Annotated in this window: 20 protein-coding genes and 1 other RNA gene; 7 read left to right on the top strand and 14 right to left on the bottom strand. The window is 49.2% G+C overall.

All coding sequences use genetic code 11. The annotated features are described in order from the left end of the window. Positions 1–59: 59 nt before the first annotated feature. The 4 genes from D9734_RS13900 to fumD all read right to left on the bottom strand — a co-directional run bounded on the left by D9734_RS13900 (position 60) and on the right by fumD (position 4,141). Positions 60–710 (bottom strand): YdhW family putative oxidoreductase system protein, encoded by a 651-nt coding sequence (locus D9734_RS13900; RefSeq protein WP_130208220.1) that lies wholly within the window; start codon positions 708–710, stop codon positions 60–62. 12 nt (positions 711–722) lie between these two features. After that, positions 723–2,909, bottom strand: a complete 2,187-nt coding sequence (locus D9734_RS13905) for an aldehyde ferredoxin oxidoreductase (RefSeq protein WP_240780542.1) — start codon at positions 2,907–2,909, stop codon at positions 723–725. Beyond that, the gene (locus D9734_RS13910) at positions 2,846–3,472 is read right to left on the bottom strand and encodes a ferredoxin-like protein (protein WP_130208224.1); all 627 of its coding nucleotides are present in this window, start codon (positions 3,470–3,472) and stop codon (positions 2,846–2,848) included. The genes D9734_RS13905 and D9734_RS13910 overlap by 64 nt, the downstream gene beginning before the upstream one ends. Positions 3,473–3,931: 459 nt before the next feature. Next, positions 3,932–4,141, bottom strand: coding sequence for a fumarate hydratase FumD (gene fumD, locus D9734_RS13915; protein ID WP_000528337.1), 210 nt, complete (start codon positions 4,139–4,141; stop codon positions 3,932–3,934). Positions 4,142–4,491: 350 nt separating this feature from the next. On the opposite strand from fumD, the gene D9734_RS23740 reads away from it, so the two are divergent. From D9734_RS23740 to lpp, 3 genes are all read left to right on the top strand, one after another. Then, complete coding sequence (locus D9734_RS23740) at positions 4,492–4,686, top strand: hypothetical protein (RefSeq protein WP_242664678.1); 195 nt, start codon at positions 4,492–4,494, stop codon at positions 4,684–4,686. 7 nt (positions 4,687–4,693) lie between these two features. After that, positions 4,694–6,106 carry a pyruvate kinase PykF gene (pykF, locus tag D9734_RS13920; RefSeq protein ID WP_064530058.1) on the top strand — a complete coding sequence of 471 codons (1,413 nt, stop codon included), beginning with the start codon at positions 4,694–4,696 and terminating at the stop codon, positions 6,104–6,106. 310 nt (positions 6,107–6,416) lie between these two features. Further along, positions 6,417–6,653, top strand: coding sequence for a murein lipoprotein Lpp (gene lpp, locus D9734_RS13925; RefSeq protein WP_000648420.1), 237 nt, complete (start codon positions 6,417–6,419; stop codon positions 6,651–6,653). Positions 6,654–6,716: 63 nt separating this feature from the next. Here the strand turns inward: lpp and ldtE are convergent, their stop codons facing one another. The 10 genes from ldtE to D9734_RS13975 form a co-directional block, all read right to left on the bottom strand. Continuing rightward, positions 6,717–7,721, bottom strand: a complete 1,005-nt coding sequence (ldtE, locus tag D9734_RS13930; RefSeq protein WP_130208226.1) for a L,D-transpeptidase LdtE — start codon at positions 7,719–7,721, stop codon at positions 6,717–6,719. A 148-nt stretch (positions 7,722–7,869) separates the two neighbouring features. Continuing rightward, on the bottom strand, positions 7,870–8,286 hold the full coding sequence (sufE, locus tag D9734_RS13935) for a cysteine desulfuration protein SufE (protein ID WP_130208228.1): 417 nt from the start codon (positions 8,284–8,286) through the stop codon (positions 7,870–7,872). 12 nt (positions 8,287–8,298) lie between these two features. Next, positions 8,299–9,519, bottom strand: a complete 1,221-nt coding sequence (sufS, locus tag D9734_RS13940) for a cysteine desulfurase SufS (RefSeq protein ID WP_130208230.1) — start codon at positions 9,517–9,519, stop codon at positions 8,299–8,301. Beyond that, on the bottom strand, positions 9,516–10,787 hold the full coding sequence (gene sufD / locus D9734_RS13945; RefSeq protein WP_130208232.1) for a Fe-S cluster assembly protein SufD: 1,272 nt from the start codon (positions 10,785–10,787) through the stop codon (positions 9,516–9,518). Before sufD ends, sufS begins: the two co-directional genes overlap by 4 nt. Beyond that, a complete protein-coding gene (gene sufC / locus D9734_RS13950; RefSeq protein WP_000948872.1) occupies positions 10,762–11,508 on the bottom strand; it encodes a Fe-S cluster assembly ATPase SufC in 747 nt (248 codons plus the stop codon). The genes sufD and sufC overlap by 26 nt, the downstream gene beginning before the upstream one ends. Before the next feature lie 9 nt (positions 11,509–11,517). Then, entirely contained in the window at positions 11,518–13,005 is a 1,488-nt protein-coding gene (gene sufB, locus D9734_RS13955) for a Fe-S cluster assembly protein SufB (RefSeq protein WP_000089364.1), read from the bottom strand. Positions 13,006–13,013: 8 nt separating this feature from the next. After that, positions 13,014–13,382, bottom strand: a complete 369-nt coding sequence (sufA, locus tag D9734_RS13960) for a Fe-S cluster assembly scaffold SufA (RefSeq protein ID WP_130208234.1) — start codon at positions 13,380–13,382, stop codon at positions 13,014–13,016. 553 nt (positions 13,383–13,935) lie between these two features. Beyond that, positions 13,936–14,124, bottom strand: a complete 189-nt coding sequence (locus D9734_RS13965) for a YdiH family protein (RefSeq protein WP_088376204.1) — start codon at positions 14,122–14,124, stop codon at positions 13,936–13,938. 98 nt (positions 14,125–14,222) lie between these two features. Beyond that, positions 14,223–14,633: a 1,4-dihydroxy-2-naphthoyl-CoA hydrolase gene (gene menI, locus D9734_RS13970; protein WP_130208236.1), complete on the bottom strand. Its 411-nt coding sequence runs from the start codon at positions 14,631–14,633 to the stop codon at positions 14,223–14,225. Further along, on the bottom strand, positions 14,630–17,686 hold the full coding sequence (locus D9734_RS13975; protein WP_130208238.1) for an FAD-binding and (Fe-S)-binding domain-containing protein: 3,057 nt from the start codon (positions 17,684–17,686) through the stop codon (positions 14,630–14,632). Before D9734_RS13975 ends, menI begins: the two co-directional genes overlap by 4 nt. A 388-nt stretch (positions 17,687–18,074) precedes the next feature. On the opposite strand from D9734_RS13975, the gene ydiK reads away from it, so the two are divergent. From ydiK to D9734_RS13995, 4 genes are all read left to right on the top strand, one after another. Continuing rightward, positions 18,075–19,187 (top strand): AI-2E family transporter YdiK, encoded by a 1,113-nt coding sequence (ydiK, locus tag D9734_RS13980; RefSeq protein ID WP_000248636.1) that lies wholly within the window; start codon positions 18,075–18,077, stop codon positions 19,185–19,187. A 186-nt stretch (positions 19,188–19,373) separates the two neighbouring features. Next, positions 19,374–19,481: antisense sRNA RprA (gene rprA / locus D9734_RS13985), an RNA gene on the top strand. 134 nt (positions 19,482–19,615) lie between these two features. Beyond that, complete coding sequence (locus D9734_RS13990; protein WP_130208240.1) at positions 19,616–19,972, top strand: YdiL family protein; 357 nt, start codon at positions 19,616–19,618, stop codon at positions 19,970–19,972. A gap of 97 nt (positions 19,973–20,069) precedes the next feature. Beyond that, positions 20,070–21,284, top strand: coding sequence for an MFS transporter (locus D9734_RS13995; RefSeq protein WP_130208242.1), 1,215 nt, complete (start codon positions 20,070–20,072; stop codon positions 21,282–21,284). Positions 21,285–21,388 lie beyond the last annotated feature (104 nt).

Below are 21,388 nucleotides of genomic sequence, written 5' to 3' on the forward strand. Positions count from 1 at the left end.
TTATCCTCTAATGCTGTGGCTGCGACTGTCCACCCTATCCATGATATCTCCCTGAAACTTCAGGGATTCTGAAACTGCTCAACCTCGAACCATTCACATAAGCCATAAGCTTTGCCATAGCTCATAAAACGCTCGCTAAACAGGTACAACACAGCCGTCGATGACGTCACCTGGCGTATATCGGCATACTCAGGAGCGATATCCATCGCGGCGAGCGCGGCTTCAATCTGCGCTTCCAGGTAGTAATATGGCGCTTGCGTCAGCATGGCGACCTTATAAGGTCGGGGATACGTCTGGCATTCGAAGCGAACGGCATGTGCAATGGCCCGACAGATGTCCTGCTCAACAACCTGCAAAGACATAGCGGCATAGTTTTCGCTCATAGTTTGCGTTGAGTAGTAATAATCATCTTTAATGCCCGTCATACAGGCGATATCTGCGAAGTCTGAACTCTGCCGTATGCTTTCCAGCAATGCAGAAAGATCCTCTTCAGCAACCGTATATGGCGGCGACAGGAACACGGCGCGTGCAACCAGTTGACCCGCCGTCGAATGCTGGCGGATAAACTCCGCCAGAATTTCAGCCGGTTCAGGCCCTGTAACCGCATCGTTCGCAGTGTCATCGGGCTGACGCATACTGTGCAACCAGTGACGCTTAGTCACGTCAATATCAGGCGCTTCCAGTTGTGTCATTTCCTCCTGCTGGCTCATTACGCCGGTTCCTTATGCTGGTAGCAGGTTATGTGTCGCCAGATCGGCGGCAATATCTTCCAGCCCGAGTCGATGAAGCGTTTCTCGCGTTGGACAACCAAGCTGTGGGTCCCAGCCCATTTCCTTGTAGAAAAGCGTGAGTGACTGGTGCATATCATCGCGATCCATTTTGTCAGTACCTTCACTGAAGACCGGAATCTGCGGATCTTTATCAAATACCCAGGAGCAGATCAGGTCATGCTCATTACGCATATCTTTGGTTCGCATCAGTTTTACCGTGTAGGCACGATGTAACGTAAAGATACGCTCAGCAGCTAAATCTAATTTTTCCTGCGTCATATCTTCGCCAGTGATTGCTTTAAAGAATTTGGCTTCTAGCGCAAGGTCGCCACGATAATTGCGGCTTTTCAGTGGCGAAACGGTCATTGGCCAGACCCAGTTGCACAGGGTGACGGCGTTATGCAAACAAACCCGCAACAGCGACCATTTGGCATATTTAATTTTTGCGTCATTGATCGGCGTGTAGTTTTTGGTTTCATCGTAAGCATCTTCAGAGCCAAAAAGCTCTTTTGCCACTTCACGCTGCAGTTTCAACGGCAAACCGGAGCCGATAAAGTTGATGTGCGTATGCGTCATACAGTCACGGTTGAACATGCAGTTAACGATAGAGCCGACCTGTGCCGATGCTTCATTGGCATGGTGAACCGGATAACCAAACGGCGACCAGAGTTTATTTTTTGCGTAGCCCCAGTACTCTTCACCCAAATTCCAGCGTTCAGCAATGGCATACGAGCCATCAGCCAGGTGACTCAACTCACCCACGCGGTGCGCCAGACGATAGTAAAAATCTTTAATGAAATTAACGTCGCCAGCTTCCAGTTGATCCCAACGAATTTCCGCATACTCTTCAGCAGGCAGAACGCGCTTAAACACGCCTTTGCTGTAACAATAGGTAAAGTCGCGATGCAACTGCCCGTAGTTACACCACAGCCCGTAGTCATCGAACAGATTCAGACCGACCAGATTACCAATCACCCGGCCATCATCTTTATCTTCAAAATCTTTCGGCCCGTTCGGGAAGATGGTGGTGTGGACAAAGTTAGCGACACAGGTGTTGCCACCTGTACTGGGTACACCAAACTCTTTAACCCGAGGAATGTTCATCTGGGTCATACAACGAATTGGACATGAGTGGCAGCCACTCATTTTGACGGTGTATTTCTCTGCTGCCGGACCTAAATCAAAGACAGATTTATAGGTGCGGAAACCGACCGTGTTTTGATTGCCAGGCGGGATTTCTCCTGTTTCAATCGGGCCGCCTTCCGCTGCGCCCCAAAACAGCCCTTTACGAGCTGTCCAGCGCGACTTGGGATCAGAGTACTCTGCCCACGATTGCGGCGTACTTGGCACGACATGATTGTTATTAGCGCCAATAAGTTCGGTCATCATATAGTCATTGAGCCGTTTCATCTCCTGGCGATCGGCAATGTTGACTCCTTTTGTCCCTTCAACCGCAATCGCTTTCAGGTTTTTGGAGCCCATTATTGCGCCAGTTCCCGCGCCGCCACTGTGGTTACGACTATTCAGCATGCCAGAGAGAGGCACAAGATTTTCACCCGCCTGACCAATAGCCGCTACACAGGTTTCAGGGCTGGTTAAACGGCAAATTTCTTCCGTGGTTGCACGCGTCCCTTTTCCCCACAAGAAATCGGCTTTCTCCAGGCTAACTTTGTCATCTTTTATATTTAGCCAGACCGGTGATTTCGCTTTACCCTCGATAATAATGACGTCGTATCCGGCGAATTTCATTTGTGCAGCAAAAAAACCGCCCATATGGGCGTCGACGACTAAATTTCCTTTGGTAAATGTGGAAAGTGATGTGATATTTACGCGAGAACTACAGGGTGCACCAGACCCTGTCAACGGCCCCGTAGCAAAAACTAATTTATTTGCTTCATCGAAAGGTTTGGTGCCTGGAGGTACTTCGTCATACATAATTTTGTAGCCAAAGCCCATACCACCGACAAAATCTTTAAACTTACTGGAATCTTCGAGGGTAATATTTCCTGTCGTAAGATTGACTCTTAATATATTACCAGTCCAACCGTTAGCCATGATTTTTTCCTTTGCAAGATTCACACAGTAATATCTTTCCACTCGATAATTTTTAACGCCCCTGTCGGGCAGGCGTTTGCGCATTCACCGCACAACACACATTTCGAGGATTTTTTAGTTTCAGTATTTACGGTGGCCATCATCCACGGACACGCAGTGGTACAGGCGCTACAACCAATGCAACGTTTATGATCGACGGTTATACATCCCTCTTCCTGCTGCCAGGTAATCGCGCCAATCGGGCAGACCTTCAGGCATTGAGGATCTTTACACTGGCGGCAGGTGTCGGCGGTATAATTCAGATCGCCGTATAAGCCGCCACCGGAACCTACGCCCTTGTCGCCAAAGAAATAATTACGATGGATTTTGATGCGGGAGAAAAAAGTACCAACGGCGCCATCGTTATAGTTGGTACAGGAGATTTCACAGCGGTGGCAGCCGGTGCAACGCGCACGCTGGGTAACTAACACTCCTTTGGGCGTGTTTATCAGCCCCACCGTGCCGCTATCGACATCTTCCTGTTTACAGCCCAAAAGTGACAATAACGCAGGGGCTATTGTTAAACCAGCAAGACCTTTTCCTGATATACGCAAGAACTCTAATCGCGTTAAGCCAATATCTAATAGTGGACGTTCAACCGGGTTCATTTATTTCGCATCCTCTTCGCAAACACAGTGCTGACAATTCAGCAGCCTGATATTAAGCATTCAACTAATACGCTGCTGACTATGCCTCCAACACCAGATATTTTTGTCCTAACCCGATAGCGTATGAGACATGATTTAACGCAAGCAAACTAATCCTTTATGGTTAGGAGAAAAAATAATGTGATTATTCCTAGCCCTTAACATTGATCGTTATCAATTAAAAATGGAAAGCAGAAGATTAAAAGCGGAGTGATATTTGTTATCATTTGAAATGAATTTCATTTACTCTACAATAATTTGTGATATACATTCCAGAATATAGAAATAGTTAATTCGCTATAAAATTAAACACATATCGCAATTAATATAGTTGGCTTACATCAATTTATAAAAATAAACTTACATGTGACAATATAATAAAACAGAGGGGATAAGGCGTTACGCGCTATCCCCGAACAATTATTTCACCAGTGCATTAATGACTGTTTCCATCGCCTGCTTTTCTAATTCGCTGCGTTGGATACGTTTATTTGCTAATGCTGTACGCAGCACACCAGCGATGACGATGTGTTTTGGCTCCTGGCCCAGGTCACGCATCTCCAACACCACTTTCCCTACCACTCTGCACATTTCGCGGTACAGCTCATCATCTTTTGTCCGGTTGCCCATTATTAACACCCATTTATCATGCCAGTTATCAGCATATATCAATCTCATTACTTAAACAAAAAACAAACAAAATCAAACAAATAACTCGATAAATTATTATAATTGCATCTGTTGTGTAACGAAGGTATGCACTCTGTCTTTACTCCAGTCATCCTCCGCCTTCCAGGCATCGCCTTCCCGTTGCGCAAGCAGCGATGATTTTGCGTAATCTGCTATCGAGGACGTTAAATCTTTGATAACAGTTTATTGTGTATATGCATGAATGTTTTTGAAACGCTGTTTTTGTTTTCCTTTTTGATTAAATTCAGCGTATAATCCGCGCCAATTGACTCTTGAATGGTTTCAGCACTTTGGACTGTAGAACTCAACGACTCAAAAACAGGCACTCACGTTGGGCTGAGACACAAGCACACATTCCTCTGCACGCTTTTTCGATGTCACCTATCCTTAGAGCGAGGCACCATCACTTTCGTAATACCGGATTCGCTTTCCGGCAGTGCGCCCAGAAAGCAAGTTTCTCCTATCCTTCTCAACTTAAAGACTAAGACTGTCATGAAAAAGACCAAAATTGTTTGCACCATCGGCCCAAAAACCGAATCTGAAGAGATGTTAGCTAAAATGCTGGACGCGGGCATGAACGTCATGCGTCTGAACTTCTCTCATGGTGACTATGCAGAACACGGTCAGCGCATTCAGAACCTGCGCAACGTGATGAGCAAAACCGGTAAAACTGCCGCTATCCTGCTCGATACCAAAGGTCCGGAAATCCGCACCATGAAACTGGAAGGCGGTAACGACGTTTCTCTGAAAGCAGGCCAGACCTTTACTTTCACCACTGACAAATCTGTTATCGGCAACAGCGAAATGGTTGCGGTAACTTATGAAGGTTTCACCACCGACCTGTCCGTCGGCAACACCGTACTGGTTGACGATGGTCTGATCGGTATGGAAGTTACTGCTATCGAAGGTAACAAAGTTATCTGTAAAGTACTGAACAACGGTGACCTGGGCGAGAACAAAGGTGTGAACCTGCCAGGCGTTTCCATCGCCCTGCCGGCACTGGCAGAAAAAGACAAACAGGACCTGATCTTCGGTTGCGAACAAGGTGTAGACTTTGTTGCTGCTTCCTTTATCCGTAAACGTTCTGACGTTGTCGAAATCCGTGAACACCTGAAAGCGCACGGCGGCGAAAACATCCAAATCATCTCCAAAATCGAAAACCAGGAAGGCCTCAATAACTTCGACGAAATCCTCGAGGCATCTGATGGCATCATGGTTGCACGTGGCGACCTGGGTGTAGAAATTCCGGTTGAAGAAGTTATCTTCGCCCAGAAGATGATGATCGAAAAATGTATCCGTGCACGTAAAGTCGTTATCACTGCGACCCAGATGCTGGATTCCATGATCAAAAACCCACGTCCGACTCGCGCAGAAGCTGGTGACGTAGCCAACGCCATCCTCGACGGCACCGACGCAGTAATGCTGTCTGGTGAATCCGCAAAAGGTAAATATCCGCTGGAAGCTGTTTCTATCATGGCGACCATCTGTGAACGTACCGACCGCGTGATGAACAGCCGTCTCGAGTTCAACAACGACAACCGTAAACTGCGTATCACCGAAGCGGTTTGCCGTGGCGCAGTTGAAACTGCTGAAAAACTGGATGCTCCGCTGATCGTCGTAGCGACCCAGGGCGGTAAATCTGCTCGTGCAGTACGTAAATACTTCCCGGATGCAACCATTCTGGCGCTGACCACCAACGAAAAAACAGCTCATCAGCTGGTACTGAGCAAAGGCGTTGTACCGCAGCTGGTTAAAGAAATTACCTCTACTGATGATTTCTATCGTCTGGGTAAAGAACTGGCGCTGCAGAGCGGTCTGGCGCACAAAGGCGACGTCGTAGTCATGGTTTCTGGCGCGCTGGTACCGAGCGGCACGACTAACACCGCATCTGTTCACGTCCTGTAATATTGCTTTTGTGAATTAATTTGTATATCGAAGCGCCCTGATGGGCGCTTTTTTTATTTAATCGATAACCAGAAGCAATAAAAAATCAAATCGGATTTCACTATATAATCTCACTTTATCTAAGATGAATCCGATGGAACCATCCTGTTTTCTCTCATTTTTTTTATCTAAAACCATGCGTTCGATGTTTCTTTGAGCGAACGATCAAAAATAAGTGCCTTCCCATCAAAAAAATATTCTCAACATAAAAAACTTTGTGTAATACTTGTAACGCTACATGGAGATTAACTCAATCTAGAGGGTATTAATAATGAAAGCTACTAAACTGGTACTGGGCGCGGTAATCCTGGGTTCTACTCTGCTGGCAGGTTGCTCCAGCAACGCTAAAATCGATCAGCTGTCTTCTGACGTTCAGACTCTGAACGCTAAAGTTGACCAGCTGAGCAACGACGTGAACGCAATGCGTTCCGACGTTCAGGCTGCTAAAGATGACGCAGCTCGTGCTAACCAGCGTCTGGACAACATGGCTACTAAATACCGCAAGTAATAGTACCTGTGAAGTGAAAAATGGCGCACATTGTGCGCCATTTTTTTTGCCTGCTCATTACGCCTATTGCGTCGCGCGTAACATATTTCCTTGCTCTGGTTCACCATTCTGCGCTGACTCTACTGCAGACGCATTGCTGGCTACTGGAGTTGCTCCACTGCTTACCGCAACCGGATACCCTGCCCGACGATACAATGCTTTATCGACTAACTTCTGATCTACAGCCTTATTGTCTTTAAATTGCGTGAAGCCTGCAGGCAGTGCGTACGGCATTGTCTGAACGTTCTGCTGTTCTTCTGCCGATAGCGGTCGATGCACTTCAACATAACGCATCCCGTTCGGTTCTACAGAGTATTTTACCGGTTCGTTGATCACTCTTACCGGCGTTCCCGTTCTCACACTGGAGAACAGTGCTTTAATGTCCGGAGCGTTCATTCGCATACAGCCTGAACTGACGCGCAAACCGACGCTGTCCGGCGCACTGGTGCCATGAATGAGGTATTCGCCGTTGCCGTGCGCCAGGCGCAGTGCGTAGCGTCCCAGAGGGTTATTCGGCCCGGCTGGAACAACTGGCGGTAATTTGATGCCTCGCTCCAGTGAACGCTGACGAATACCCGCCGTGGGCGTCCAGGTAGGATTGGGGATTTTCTGCCCTACCCGTGTTTCCATCACTGGCGTTTCCAGCCCCTGCAAGCCAATACCTATCGGGTAGACCTGCACGATATTTTCTCCCGGCGGATAATAATAAAGACGCAGTTCCGCAAGGTTCACAATTATCCCCTGGCGCGGTGCATCAGGTAATAACAGTTGCGAAGGAATGGTTATTGTCGTGCCTGGTTTTGGCACCGGAGCAATTGTGTTATTGGCTTCAAGGATCAACATTGCCGCAGTATCAAAACGACGGGCAATAGCCTGAAGGTTTTTATCCCCCTCTTGCACCGTATAGGTTTGATTTTGCCCAACCAGTCGGCTTCCGGTTGGTGGGAGCGGGTAATCTACCGCCCAGGCTGCCTGAATGGCGCTGAAAGCGCCGATAAGAGTCAGTGTTAGTAAAGACGCGCGTTTCATTGTAAACCTCCTGTATTTGCCGGTGGCTCACGCTGAAACGACGGATGGCGCTTATGTTTACCTGAAACCGAAACACTCCTGTGCAGGCCAGTGTAAACATCGACCACCCGGCAAAGTGAGCCTACCGGATGAAAGCTGTTCCTTTAGTTTAGCTAAGTGCAGCGGCTTTGGCGCGAATTGCGCGAATCATCGCTTCCAGACCTTGTGAACGAGATGGGGTGAGATGTTGGGTGAGCGCCATTTTTTCAAACCACGGACGCACATCGAAATTGACAATATCCTGCGGCGTCATTTGATCGTAGAGAATAAAAACGACCGCAATAAGCCCTTTCACAATGGCCGCATCGCTGTCGCCCTGCAATTCAATAATTCCCTGCGCATTCTGACGCATCACAATCCACACCTGACTCTGACAGCCCTGAATGCTATTTTGCGGACTTCTTTCTTCATCGCCTAATTCCGGCAGACGCTGTCCCAGTTCAATAATGTAGAGATATTTCTCTTCCCAGTTGGTGCAGCGTAAAAAGTTACGCAGCAATTTTTCTTTATCCGGCAATACAGCCATAGAGCCTCCCTTTTACCCCAATAGACGATGAATACGTTGCAATCCAGTTACCAGACGATCCACTTCTTCATGGGTGTTGTACATTGCCAGCGACGCCCGACACATCGCGGGGACGTTGTAATAGGCCATTAATGGCATTGCGCAGTGATGTCCGGTACGCACAGCAATACCGTAGTTATCAAGAAAACTGCCGACGTCATAGGCGTGGTGTTTACCGAGATTAAAGGCAATAACGCCAAGTCTGTCCGGCGGACCATAGAGCGTAAGATCCGGCACCGCTGCCAACTGCGACAATGCGTAATGCATCAGATTTTGTTCATACTCGGCAATGTTGTTAAGCCCAAGCGCCGAAACATACTCCAGCGCCGCGCCAAGGCCAATAATACCGCCCGTATTGGGCGTACCGGCTTCAAACCGCCACGGCGCTTTGGTCCAGGTAGTGCCTTCACTCAGGCTGACGGTGGCGATCATTGAACCGCCGCCTTCCCACGGCGGCATCTCCTGCAACAAGGCTTCTTTGACATACAGCACGCCAATGCCGGTGGGACCATACAGTTTATGCCCGGAGAAAACGTAGAAATCGCAATCCAGTGCCTGAACATCCACCGGATGATGCATCACTGCCTGAGCGCCATCCACCAGCACTTTTGCGCCATGCTGGTGCGCAAGCGTGATCATCTCCGCCAGCGGATTTTCTGTCCCAAGCACGTTGGAGACATGAGTAATTGCCAGCAAACGAGTTTTCTCATCAAACAGCGTAGGCAGCGTATCCAGTTGCAGCGTACCGTCGGGATTGAGAGGGATCACACGCAGCTCTGCGCCAACGCGCGCGCAAAGCATTTGCCAGGGAACAATATTGGCATGATGTTCCATTTGACTAATGATGATATTGTCGCCTGATCTCACGTTGCTGTTGCCCCAGCTATTGGCGACCAGATTGATTCCTTCCGTCGTGCCGCGGACGAACACCAGCTCTTCCGCCGAACGGGCGTTGATAAACAACGATGCCCGCTTGCGCACGTTCTCCATTTTCTCGGTCGCCTGGGCGCTTAAGGTATGAATACCGCGATGCACCGCGGCGTAGCCGTGACGATAAAACTCGGCCTCGGCGTCAATCACCTGGCTCGGTTTCTGCGCACTGGCGGCGCTGTCGAGATAAGCCAGTGGCAAACCGTTTACCTCACGAGAAAGCACCGGAAAGTCGGCCCGCACTTTGTCGACGGAAAAAGTCATCTTGCACCTCCCGGCAGTCGTTGACCGATTCGGGCCAGCACCTGCTGTTTAAGCCCTTCATCACGCAGTGCTTCCGTCAGTTCGGCGGCAAAGGCGTAAATGATCATCTGCTGGGCATCCTGTTGATTGATCCCGCGCGAACGCAGATAGAACATCTGTTCGTTATCAATACGCCCCACCGTCGCGCCGTGGCTGCATTTCACATCATCAGCATAGATTTCCAGCTGTGGTTTGGTATCCACTTCCGCCAGTTTACCCATCAGCAGATTATTATTGGTCATCTGGCCGTCAGTCTTGATGGCGTGCTGCGCGACGTTGATCAAACCGTTAAACACCGCGCGACCTTTGTCGCTGACGATAGTTTTGTGCAACTGGCGGCTATTACAAAAACCTTTATTGTGTTCCAGCCAGGTGCGGGTATCACACACTTCGTTTTTCACCGGCATCGCCAGGCTATTGATGCGCAGCGTGCTGTTTTCGCCATTGAGTTGCGTACTGGTGTTGTGCCGTAACACAGCGCCACCCAGCAGGAAACTGTGGCTAAATGCGGTGGCATCGTCTGCCAGCAACAAATCGTTATGGGCAAAGTGGTGACTGACCGGGTTTTCAAACGCCAGCTTGATATGCTGCAAGTGGGCGTTCGCTGCGACGTTGATGGTGAACCGCGCGCCGGTGAAATGACGAGCATCATTAAGACTGACAAAATGTTCAATCACCGTTGCTTCGGCACCTTCCGCCAGATCCAGATGATGCCGGTAATGGACGGTGTTCACCTCTTCACCTGCCACGCCCTGGGTAATATGCATTAACAGCAATGGCTTTGCAGGCCGTTGACCGCGCTTGACGGCAATATGCGTAACGCTTTGCGCCAGACTTTCCGTCAAATGTAAAAAGACTTCTGCCTGAATGGCATCGGGCAATCCCTGACGGTTGTCGTTAACGCTTACATCATACCCGCTGCCTTCAGTTGCATCGCTAAGCGCTGGCATGTAACGTCCATCGACAAACACCAGCCGCACGGCGTCTAACGTTAACGCTAAGGCATCGCGTTGTTGCGGGGATATCTCACCCGCAATGCTGACGAACTGGCTATTGGTCAGCCCTTCCAGCGGCGTATATTTCCAGTGCTCATGTTTACGTGTCGGCAGGCCGGTACGCAGCAATTGTTGTAAATGCTGCTGTGCTTCTGGAGAACGTTTCGCCCCTTCAGCTTCAAACAAGTGATGCCACTGTTGCAGCGCGTTACTGCTGTTCGGTAAGCCAGCCATAACCCTGCTCCTCCAGTTGTTTGACCAACGTGAAATCACCGGATTTCACAATTCGCCCCTGATACAGAACATGGACGTAATCAGGCTTGATGTAGTCAAGAATGCGTTGGTAGTGCGTAACAATGATGAATGAACGCTTGCCGTCACGCAGCGAGTTCACACCATCGGCGACCACTTTTAATGCGTCAATATCCAGCCCGGAGTCCGACTCATCAAGAATGCATAACTCCGGTTCCAGCACCGCCATTTGCAAAATATCGTTGCGCTTTTTCTCACCACCAGAAAAACCAACGTTTACCGAACGGGTTAGTAAATCTTCCGGCATCTTCAGAAGAGCAATTTTTTCTTCCATCAAATCCTGAAAATCAAAGCGGTCGAGCGTTTCCTGGCCGCGATAGCTGCGCACCGCATTAAGTGCCGTTTGCAGGAAAAACTGGTTACTGACGCCGGGAATTTCCACCGGATACTGGAAGGCCATAAAAATGCCTTCGCCTGCACGATCTTCCGGCGACAGCGCAAGTAAATCTTTGCCTTTAAACTCAACCGTGCCGCCCGTCACTTCATAATCTTCGCGCCCGGCAAGCGTTGCCGATAAGGTACTTTTGCCAGAACCGTTTGGCCCCATAATGGCGTGAACTTCGCCGGGACGAACGTCGAGGCTTAATCCACGCAGGATAGCTTTATCTTCCACGCTGACGTGTAAATCTTTAATACTTAACATGTTTATTCCTTATCCGACGCTGTGTTCAAGGCTGATGGCGAGGAGTTTTTGTGCTTCAACGGCAAATTCCAGCGGCAGTTCTGAGAACACGTCTTTGCAGAAACCGTTAACAATCATCGAGATGGCGTCTTCTTCGCTGATCCCGCGTTGCAGGCAGTAAAACAGTTGATCTTCACCAATACGTGATGTCGTTGCCTCGTGCTCCAGTTGTGCGCTGTTATTGCGACATTCGACATACGGGAAGGTATGCGCCCCACAATTAGCGCCAATCAGCATTGAGTCGCACTGAGTGAAATTGCGCGCATTGGTTGCCGTCGGCATGATTTTCACTAAGCCGCGATAACTGTTCTGACTATGTCCGGCAGAGATCCCTTTCGAGATAATGGTTGATTTGGTGTTTTTACCGATGTGGATCATCTTCGTGCCGGTATCCGCTTGCTGATGACCGCTGGTCAGTGCCACTGAGTAAAACTCACCAATGGAGTTATCGCCGCGCAGAATGCAGCTGGGATATTTCCACGTAATGGCTGAACCAGTTTCTGATTGCGTCCATGACATTTTGCTGTTTTCGCCTTCGCACAAAGCACGCTTGGTGACGAAATTGAGAATACCGCCGGTGTTGTTATCGCCAGGGAACCAGTTTTGTACCGTGGAATATTTCACCTCGGCGTTCTTATGGATGATGACTTCCACCACCGCAGCGTGTAGCTGATAGCTGTCACGCACCGGAGCGGAACAGCCTTCAATGTAGCTGACGTAGCTGTCTTCATCGGCCACCAGAATGGTGCGCTCAAACTGCCCGGTTTTTTCCGCGTTAATGCGGAAATAGGTGGAGAGTTCCATCGGGCAGCGCACGCCTTTAGGCACATAAATAAACGTACCGTCAGAGGCCACTGCCGCATTAAGCGCGGCAAAGAAGTTGTCATTCCCCGGCACCACGGTGCCGAGATATTTACGCACCAGTTCCGGGTGATCGTGAATCGCCTCGCCAAAGGAACAGAAGATAATTCCCTGCTCCGCCAGCTTTTCGCGATAAGTGGTGGCAACCGAAACAGAGTCGAAAATGGCATCCACCGCCACCTCTTTGCCTTCCCGCACGGGAACGCCCAACTGCTCAAACGCCGCCTCCACCTCTTTACTTAAAAAGGCGTTCGCGCCAGTTTGCTGCACCGCGCCGGGTTCAGACGCACAGGTATCGTCACAATTACCGCACGACGGTGCCGAATAATAGCTGTAATCCTGATAATTCAGCTTGTCGTAGTGCGCTTTCAGCCAGTGCGGTTCTTCCATCTCCAGCCATGCGCGATAGGCGTTAAGACGAAACTCCAGCATCCACTCCGGCTCATTACGCTTCGCCGAAATTGCGCGCACCACCTCTTCGTTTATCCCCTTTGCCAGCTCATCGGTGGCTAACTGGGTGAAGAATCCTTCTTTATAATTCAGCGGGCCGCCGGTCCATGTTTTGACATCGTCAGTTGCTTCAGTATTACGAGACATAGTACCGCCTATACCCCAAAGCTTTCGCCACAGCCACATTCATTCTGGGCTTTCGGGTTGTGAAATTTGAATATCTGATTGAGTCCTTCGCGAACGAAATCGACTTCCGTGCCATCAATAAACGGCATCGCTTGCAGCGGGACGAACAGCTTCGCGCCGTCGAGTTCAAACTGCAGATCATCTTTCTCTGGCTCGCTGACGCTGTCGAGCACATAGCCAAAGCCCGCGCAGCCTGTTTGTTTGACGCCTAAACGCACGCCAACCATGCCCGACTGCTTCGCGACTAACTCACGTATATGCGCCGCGGCTGCGGGTGTTAACGTTAAGCCTTGCCAGGCGAAATCCTGTGGATTAAACGTTCCTGAATGCATGTCCATCGATTTACCTCACTTCATCGCTTTCAGCGGATAACAGCATGTTAGTGATAATGATTATCAGTTCAACCCAGCAAACGCAGGGGCTTTAGCGTAAAACATGCTTTTTGCCTGTATTTAATAAGCATAGACCCTGATGAGAGGGTTAACAGGCATGCTAAGAATTAGGTATCTCATTGTTAGATAATGATTATTATCGAGTGGGTGTTAAGGCTGTGATGGAAAAGAAAAAGTTGTATCGAAAATGACTATTTAAGAGATAGGTAAAAAAGTGGCGAGTTCTGAAATAAGAAAACCCTTAAGTCTGTGCATCACAGGCTTAAGGGTTTCTACCCCATCCGGCGCTTATCTCCGGCACTCAAAGTGGCTTAGCTCTTGAAGGGGCGATAAGAATAATCTCATAAGACTGCATCGCCGTTTTAACACAAACTGCGATTTGTATTATTTTTGAGCAAAATCAAGCAGGTAACAACAGGAGGACGGTCAGAAAATAATCGCCAGACCTGGACAGATGTTAATCCAGGTCGATGGGCGTTCAGACTATGTTCAGTAGAGATTAATGCACGCCCAGACGCCAGGCGAAGTAGATTTCTTCTTTCAGCTCCGTAGAAGAGAGGGTAAGCAGGTCAGCAAATTCAAGTTCGAGTTGTTTCAGACGCTTGAGATATTGAGCGGGTGAAAGATTGCTTTGGTCACGGCGTAAAAATTCGATGGCCAGCTGGGTGGGATTAAGTTGAGTAGACATAGCATCCTCGCTTTAGACAAGACCTGCACAGTATACCACCGTTTACTGTGCAGATAATAACCAAAAGCAATATGCATCACACTTTTCTGGTGACAACGTCACAAAATGGCGGTCGTCAATCGTGATGAACAACACAAACGCCCTTTCTCATCGAAGATTTCGATCTGCCAGACCTGATGCCGTGAACCGAGATGCAGCGGTTTACAAACGCCGCGTACCCGCCCTTCTCGTGCTGAGCGAACATGGTTAGCATTGACTTCCAGGCCAACCACTTTTTGCTCGCCTTCGGTACATAAATAACCGGCAACGGAGCCGATACTCTCAGCCAATACTACGGACGCCCCGCCATGTAGCAGCCCAAAAGGCTGCTTTGTCCGCGAGTCTACCGGCATTGTTGCTTCCAGCGTTTCATCACCAATATGTTCAAAACGAATATCCAGCAGCCCCACCATGTTTCCTTCACCCATGGCATTCAGTGCTTCAAGGGTGATTTTACGTTTCCATATCATTTAATAATCTCCAGTAATGCCTGCACGGGATGGCGTACCCCCGTCCCTTCAACCCGTTTAACCTGGCTGCGGCAAGAATACCCGGTCGCCAAACAGCGATTACGCGGCAGACGCTGCATTGCCTGATGCCAGGATAACTCATAGATCCCGAGCGAGTGTTTATGGTTTTTCGCCTCATGTCCGTAAGTTCCTGCCATGCCGCAGCAACCCACGCTGACATTTTCCAGTTTCGCGCCAAAACGGGCAAATATCGCGGCCCATTGTGCTGGCGCGCCCGGCAGAGCAGTGACCTCAGTACAGTGACCAAAGAAATACCATGATTCACCGCTGACTGCTGTCACTGGCTGTGACTGAAGCGCGCTTGCCAGCCATTCATTCGCCAGTAAGACGTTAAACTCGCCACGCGCCTCGCCCAGAACCAGTTTATATTCATCGCGATAACAGAGCACCAGAGCCGGATCGACACCCACCATTGGCATCCCCAGTTTCGCCATGCGGTTAAGGAAATCCGCCGTCTTTTTCGCCGTCTTCGCAAACCGATTAAGAAAGCCTTTGATATGCTGCGCTTTACCATTCGGTGAGAATGGCAACAGCACCGGCTGGAAACCTAATTTTTCGACCAGACGAACAAAATCCGCCACCACGTGCGCATCGTAATAACTGGTGAAAGGATCCTGCACTACCAGAACCGTGCGTGCTTTCTGCTCTGAACTGAGCGTTTCAAGCTGTTCCAGCGTCATGTTTGCCGAGCGATGCCCCACCATTTGTTGTTGCAGCGACGGCACTGAAAGCAGCGGCAAATCGACCATACCGATGTGTTTTTCCGAGAGTTTTCGCATCAGCGGCTGGTTAATGAAGAAGTTAAAAGTCTTTGGCGCACGCGCCATCAGCGGTGCGTAACTTTCGACCGTTGCTACCAGATGATCGCGCAATGGGCGTAGATAACGCGTGTGATAGAGTTGCAAGAAACGAGAGCGAAACTCCGGTACGTCAATTTTGATCGGACACTGAGTCGAACACGCTTTACAGGCCAGGCAGCCCGACATTGCCTCTTTGACTTCGTGCGAGAAGTCATATTCGCCTTTATTTGCATGCCAGCTATTGCGCATACGGGCAATTAACGTGCGCAAGCTGACGCCAGACTCTGGCAGCTCTTGCTCCAGTTTTAGAGGATCAACGCCGCGATCCGCCAGCAAACGTAACCATTCACGCACCAGCGTTGCGCGCCCTTTCGGTGAATGAATCCGGTTCTGAGTAATCTTCATCGACGGACACATCGGGCTGCGGGCATCAAAGTTGAAGCACAAACCGTTGCCATTACATTCCATAGCGCCGCGCCACTGCTGGCGTACCGCGATGGGGATTTGTCGGTCATACGTGCCACGCTTTACCGCGTCCACTTTCATCATTGGCGCGTCAATACCTTCTGGCGGGCAGATTTTCCCAGGGTTTAGTCGGTTATGCGGATCAAACGCCGCTTTAACCTTGCGTAGCTCTGCGAAAAGCTCTTCACCGAAAAACGCCGGACTGTATTCGGCACGAAAACCTTTACCGTGCTCGCCCCACAACAAGCCACCGTATTTTGCAGTCAGCGCCACCACGTCATCAGAGATTTGCTTCATCAACATCTCTTGTTGCGGATCGCACATATCCAGTGCCGGACGGACGTGCAAAACACCAGCGTCGACGTGGCCAAACATGCCATAACTTAAACCGTGGCTATCGAGCAGTGCGCGAAATTCAGCAATATAATCTGCCAGATGTTCCGGCGGCACGCAGGTATCTTCGGCAAATGGAATCGGTTTGGCTGCACCTTTGGCATTGCCGAGCAGGCCGACGGCTTTTTTTCGCATTGCATAAATACGTTCAACACCTGCCAGCTCACTGCACACCTGCCAGCCGATCACCCCTGCCTGCTGGCTGGCAATCAGTTCATCTAGCCGCGCACAGAGTGAATTTACCCGCTCGTCAATCAGCGCCTCATCATCTCCGGCAAATTCAACAATGTTCAGCCCAAGCATCTCTTTGTCAGGCACATTGGTAATCAGTTCGCTGACGGAATGCCAGACAATATCTTCCCGCGCCAGATTCAGCACTTTTGAGTCTACCGTCTCTACCGAAAGCGCACGCGCCTCAACCATAAACGGCGCATTACGCAGCGCGGAGTCAAAAGAGTCATATTTGACGTTCACCAGACGGCGTACTTTAGGCAAGCGCGTAATATCCAGCCGCGCTTCGGTAATAAAGGCCAGCGTCCCTTCTGATCCGGTCAGAATGCGCGTCAGGTCAAACTCGGTCATTTCATCGTTAAAGACATGGCGCAGATCGTAACCGGTAAGAAAACGGTTAAGTTTGGGGAATTTGTCGATGATTAACTGGCGTTGCTGGCGGCAACGTTGATAGACAGTATTGTAGATCCGCCCGATAGCGGTATTGGTTTTACCCAACGTTTCCGCAAGTTCGACGGGTAAAGGTTGGGTATCGAGAATATCCCCCCCCAACAACACCGCCCGCACGCCCAACACGTGATCTGACGTTTTCCCATAGACCAGCGATCCCTGGCCGGAAGCATCAGTATTAATCATCCCGCCGAGCGTTGCCCGGTTACTGGTCGAAAGTTCTGGCGCAAAAAAGTAGCCAAATGGTTTCAGGTACTGATTGAGTTGGTCTTTTATCACCCCGGCCTCAACGCGCACCCAGCCCTCTTCAGGGTTAATTTCGATGATGCGGTTCATATGGCGGGACATATCAACAATAATCCCCTGGTTGAGCGCCTGACCGTTAGTGCCAGTACCGCCGCCGCGGGGGGTAAAGATCAGCGATGAATAGCGTTCCTGCGCGGCCAGACGGGCAATTAACGCCACATCTGCGGTTGAACGCGGAAATACCACCGCATCGGGGAGAAGTTGGTAAATACTGTTGTCGGTCGACATTGTCAGACGATCGGCATAACTTGTCGCCGTATCGCCAGTAAAACCCTGTTGCTCCAGCTCTTGCAAAAAATTAAGCACCAGTTGAACGACGCCAGGTGCCTGGGAAATCTGTGGAATCATTATATTGACCCTTTCCTGCGGTCTGTGATGTAGGTCGATACACTGTTCTTTCAGGCTGCTGCAATAGCGCACTGAAAGGTGATGTTTGTTTACTCTATGGATTTCGAGTTGCAGGAAGGCGGCAAGCGAGTGAACTCCAGGAGCTTACAAAAGTAAGTGACTGGGGTGAACGAACGTAGCCGCAGCACATGCAACTTGAAATACGACGAGTAAATCGTTTGCGTGTTGCCTGAGTTGTTGTACCACATTTTTTTCTAACACGCCCATTAGAATTAAGGGCAGAATCGGCCTGTTAAAAACCGCTGAAATTGCTCATCATTATGCAGGTGAGTTTCGCGTGTTCACGTCGCGTCGACGATTTGACGCACAAAAAAGGTGAAAAGTAGTTATGGTAAATGTTCGTCAGCCCAGGGATGTCGCACAAATTCTGCTTTCGGTGCTGTTTTTAGCCATCATGATTGTGGCATGTCTGTGGATCGTTCAACCCTTTATTCTCGGCTTCGCATGGGCCGGTACGGTGGTTATCGCCACCTGGCCGGTATTGTTACGTTTGCAAAAGATCATGTTTGGCCGCCGCTCTCTCGCCGTTCTGGTAATGACGTTGCTCCTGGTGATGGTGTTTATCATCCCTATCGCCTTACTGGTTAACAGTATCGTCGACGGCAGTGGCCCGTTAATTAAGGCCATCTCCAGTGGCGATATGACATTACCGGATTTAGCGTGGCTTAATACCATTCCGGTGATTGGCGCGAAGCTGTACGCAGGCTGGCACAATTTGCTGGATATGGGCGGCACGGCAATTATGGCGAAAGTCCGTCCTTATATTGGCACCACTACCACCTGGTTCGTCGGGCAAGCCGCGCATATCGGGCGCTTTATGGTGCATTGTGCCTTGATGCTGCTCTTCAGTGCCCTGTTGTACTGGCGCGGTGAACAGGTGGCGCAAGGCATCCGCCATTTTGCGACCCGTCTGGCGGGCGTTCGCGGTGATGCTGCTGTACTGCTGGCGGCACAAGCTATCCGCGCAGTGGCGCTGGGCGTTGTGGTGACTGCGTTAGTGCAGGCAGTGCTTGGCGGTATCGGTCTGGCCGTTTCTGGTGTGCCTTACGCAACGCTGCTAACGGTATTAATGATCCTCTCCTGCCTTGTTCAGCTAGGCCCGCTGCCAGTGTTGATTCCGGCGATTATCTGGCTCTACTGGACCGGCGATACCACCTGGGGAACGGTATTGTTAGTGTGGAGTGGTGTGGTTGGCACTCTGGATAACGTCATCCGCCCAATGCTAATTCGCATGGGCGCAGATTTACCGCTGATTCTGATCCTCTCCGGGGTTATTGGTGGTTTGATTGCTTTCGGTATGATCGGTCTGTTTATTGGTCCGGTACTACTGGCTGTTTCCTGGCGTCTGTTTGCCGCGTGGGTTGAAGAAGTTCCGCCGCCGACTGACCAGCCGGAGGAAATTCTCGAAGAGCTGGGCGAAATCGAGAAACCGAATAAGTAAATCACTTATCAGGCGGCTTTGCCGCCTGATTGTTAATCACTGCTAATTGATATTTCATTCCTCCAGTCCGTATTTTCCTGCTTACCGCCATTCAGCTGGTAGTTCCTGTCGCAAATCCTTTACAGTTTTTAAACTAATGAGACGAATCTGATCGACGCAAAAAGTCCGTATGCCTACTATTAGCACACGGTTATAAATCAACATATTGATTTATAAGCATGGAAATCCCCTGAGTGAAACAACGAATTGCTGTGTGTAGTCTTTGCCCATCTCCCACGATGGGCTTTTTTTTAACATTTTTTGCTTCATTACCCTGCCTCTCGTTCTTTCCAATAATGTTGCACAAGATACTGTGACTCTCTTCAAGCCGTAAGAAGGCTGATAATGTTATTTATATTTTATTCTTTTATTCATGCAGCCATTACACGATGAACGCTTATGAACTCCAGGCACTACGCCATATTTTTGCTATGACCATTGATGAATGCGCGACCTGGATTGCCCTGACGGGCGACAGTGAAAGCTGGCAACAATGGGAGAAAGGCAAAACGGATATTCCTGACGAGATAGTTGAAAAACTTCTGGCAATGCGCCAGCAAAGAAAAAGGCATCTTCACGCCATCATAGAAAAAATAAACAACCGCATCGGCAACAACACCATGCGTTTTTTCCCCAATTTAATCGCATTTCAACATATCTACCCTGAAGGTAATTTTATTGACTGGAAGATTTACCAGTCTGTCGCAGCTGAATTATATGCGCACGATCTGGAACGCCTGTGTTGATATTTTAACGGGATACAACGGACGTCATGACAAAAATAATAAACGGATGCTGACATAACAACAGCAACTTTTTAAGCAATATTGCTAAGTAGATCTTATGAAAAATCCCTACCTCCCTACCGCGCTTGGGTTGTATCTCAATTACCTGGTGCATGGTATGGGTGTCATTTTGATGACTTTAAATATGGCCTCGCTGGAGACGCTCTGGCAGACCAATGCTGCGGGCGTCTCAATTGTCATCTCATCATTAGGCATTGGTCGATTAAGTGTCTTATTTTTTGCAGGATTACTATCCGATCGTTTTGGCCGACGTCCTTTTATCATCATGGGGATATGCTGCTATCTGATGTTCTTTTTCGGCATTCTGCATGCAAATAACATTATCATCGCGTATGTATTTGGTTTTCTCGCCGGTATGGCAAATAGTTTTCTTGATGCAGGCACCTACCCCAGCCTGATGGAAGCTTTTCCTCGCTCGCCTGGCACAGCCAATATTTTAATTAAAGCCTTTGTCTCCAGCGGACAATTTTTATTGCCGCTAATTATCAGCCTGTTAGTGTGGGCTGAACTGTGGTTCGGTTGGTCTTTTATGATTGCCGCAGCAATTATGATCGTTAACGGTCTGTTTTTATATCGCTGTACCTTTCCACCACATCCGGGACGTCGCTTACCTGAAGTAAAGAAACCCACCACCGCCGCGAAGCATCGTTGCTCAATTATCGATTTAGCCAGCTATACCTTATATGGCTATATCTCAATGGCAACCTTTTATCTGGTAAGTCAGTGGCTGGCACAATACGGACAATTTGTCGCCGGTATGTCTTACACCATGTCGATCAAATTACTCAGTATCTACACTGTAGGGTCGCTACTTTGTGTATTTATCACCGCGCCACTCATTAGCAAAGCGGTTCGTTCAACAACATTGTTGATGCTGTACACTTTTATCTCATTTATCGCCCTGCTCACCGTCTGCCTGCATCCCACATTTTATGTGGTGATAATATTTGCTTTCGTCATCGGTTTTACCTCCGCAGGTGGTGTTGTACAAATTGGCCTGACGTTAATGGCGGAACGTTTTCCCCATGCCAAAGGAAAAGCAACGGGGATCTATTACAGTGCGGGCAGCATTGCAACATTTACCATTCCGTTGATTACGGCTCATCTTTCGCAAAGAAGTATTGCCGATATTATGTGGTTCGATACCGCCATCGCTGCTATCGGCTTTTTACTGGCGCTGTTTATTGGCGTACGCAGTCGAAAAGAAGCACAACATCCATCATTAACGGAAAATGTCGCTACTGGTGCGTAATGCAATATTCTTATAAGGTCATGCAAGATATTACGGATAAATTATTCTTCCTGCGCTAATTAAGGAAAATCGCGATCAAAAACAAACTATTACATGCAATATTC

The sequence above is a fragment of the Escherichia sp. E14S1 genome (assembly GCF_004211995.1).
In the GTDB taxonomy this organism is placed as follows: Bacteria; Pseudomonadota; Gammaproteobacteria; order Enterobacterales; family Enterobacteriaceae; genus Escherichia.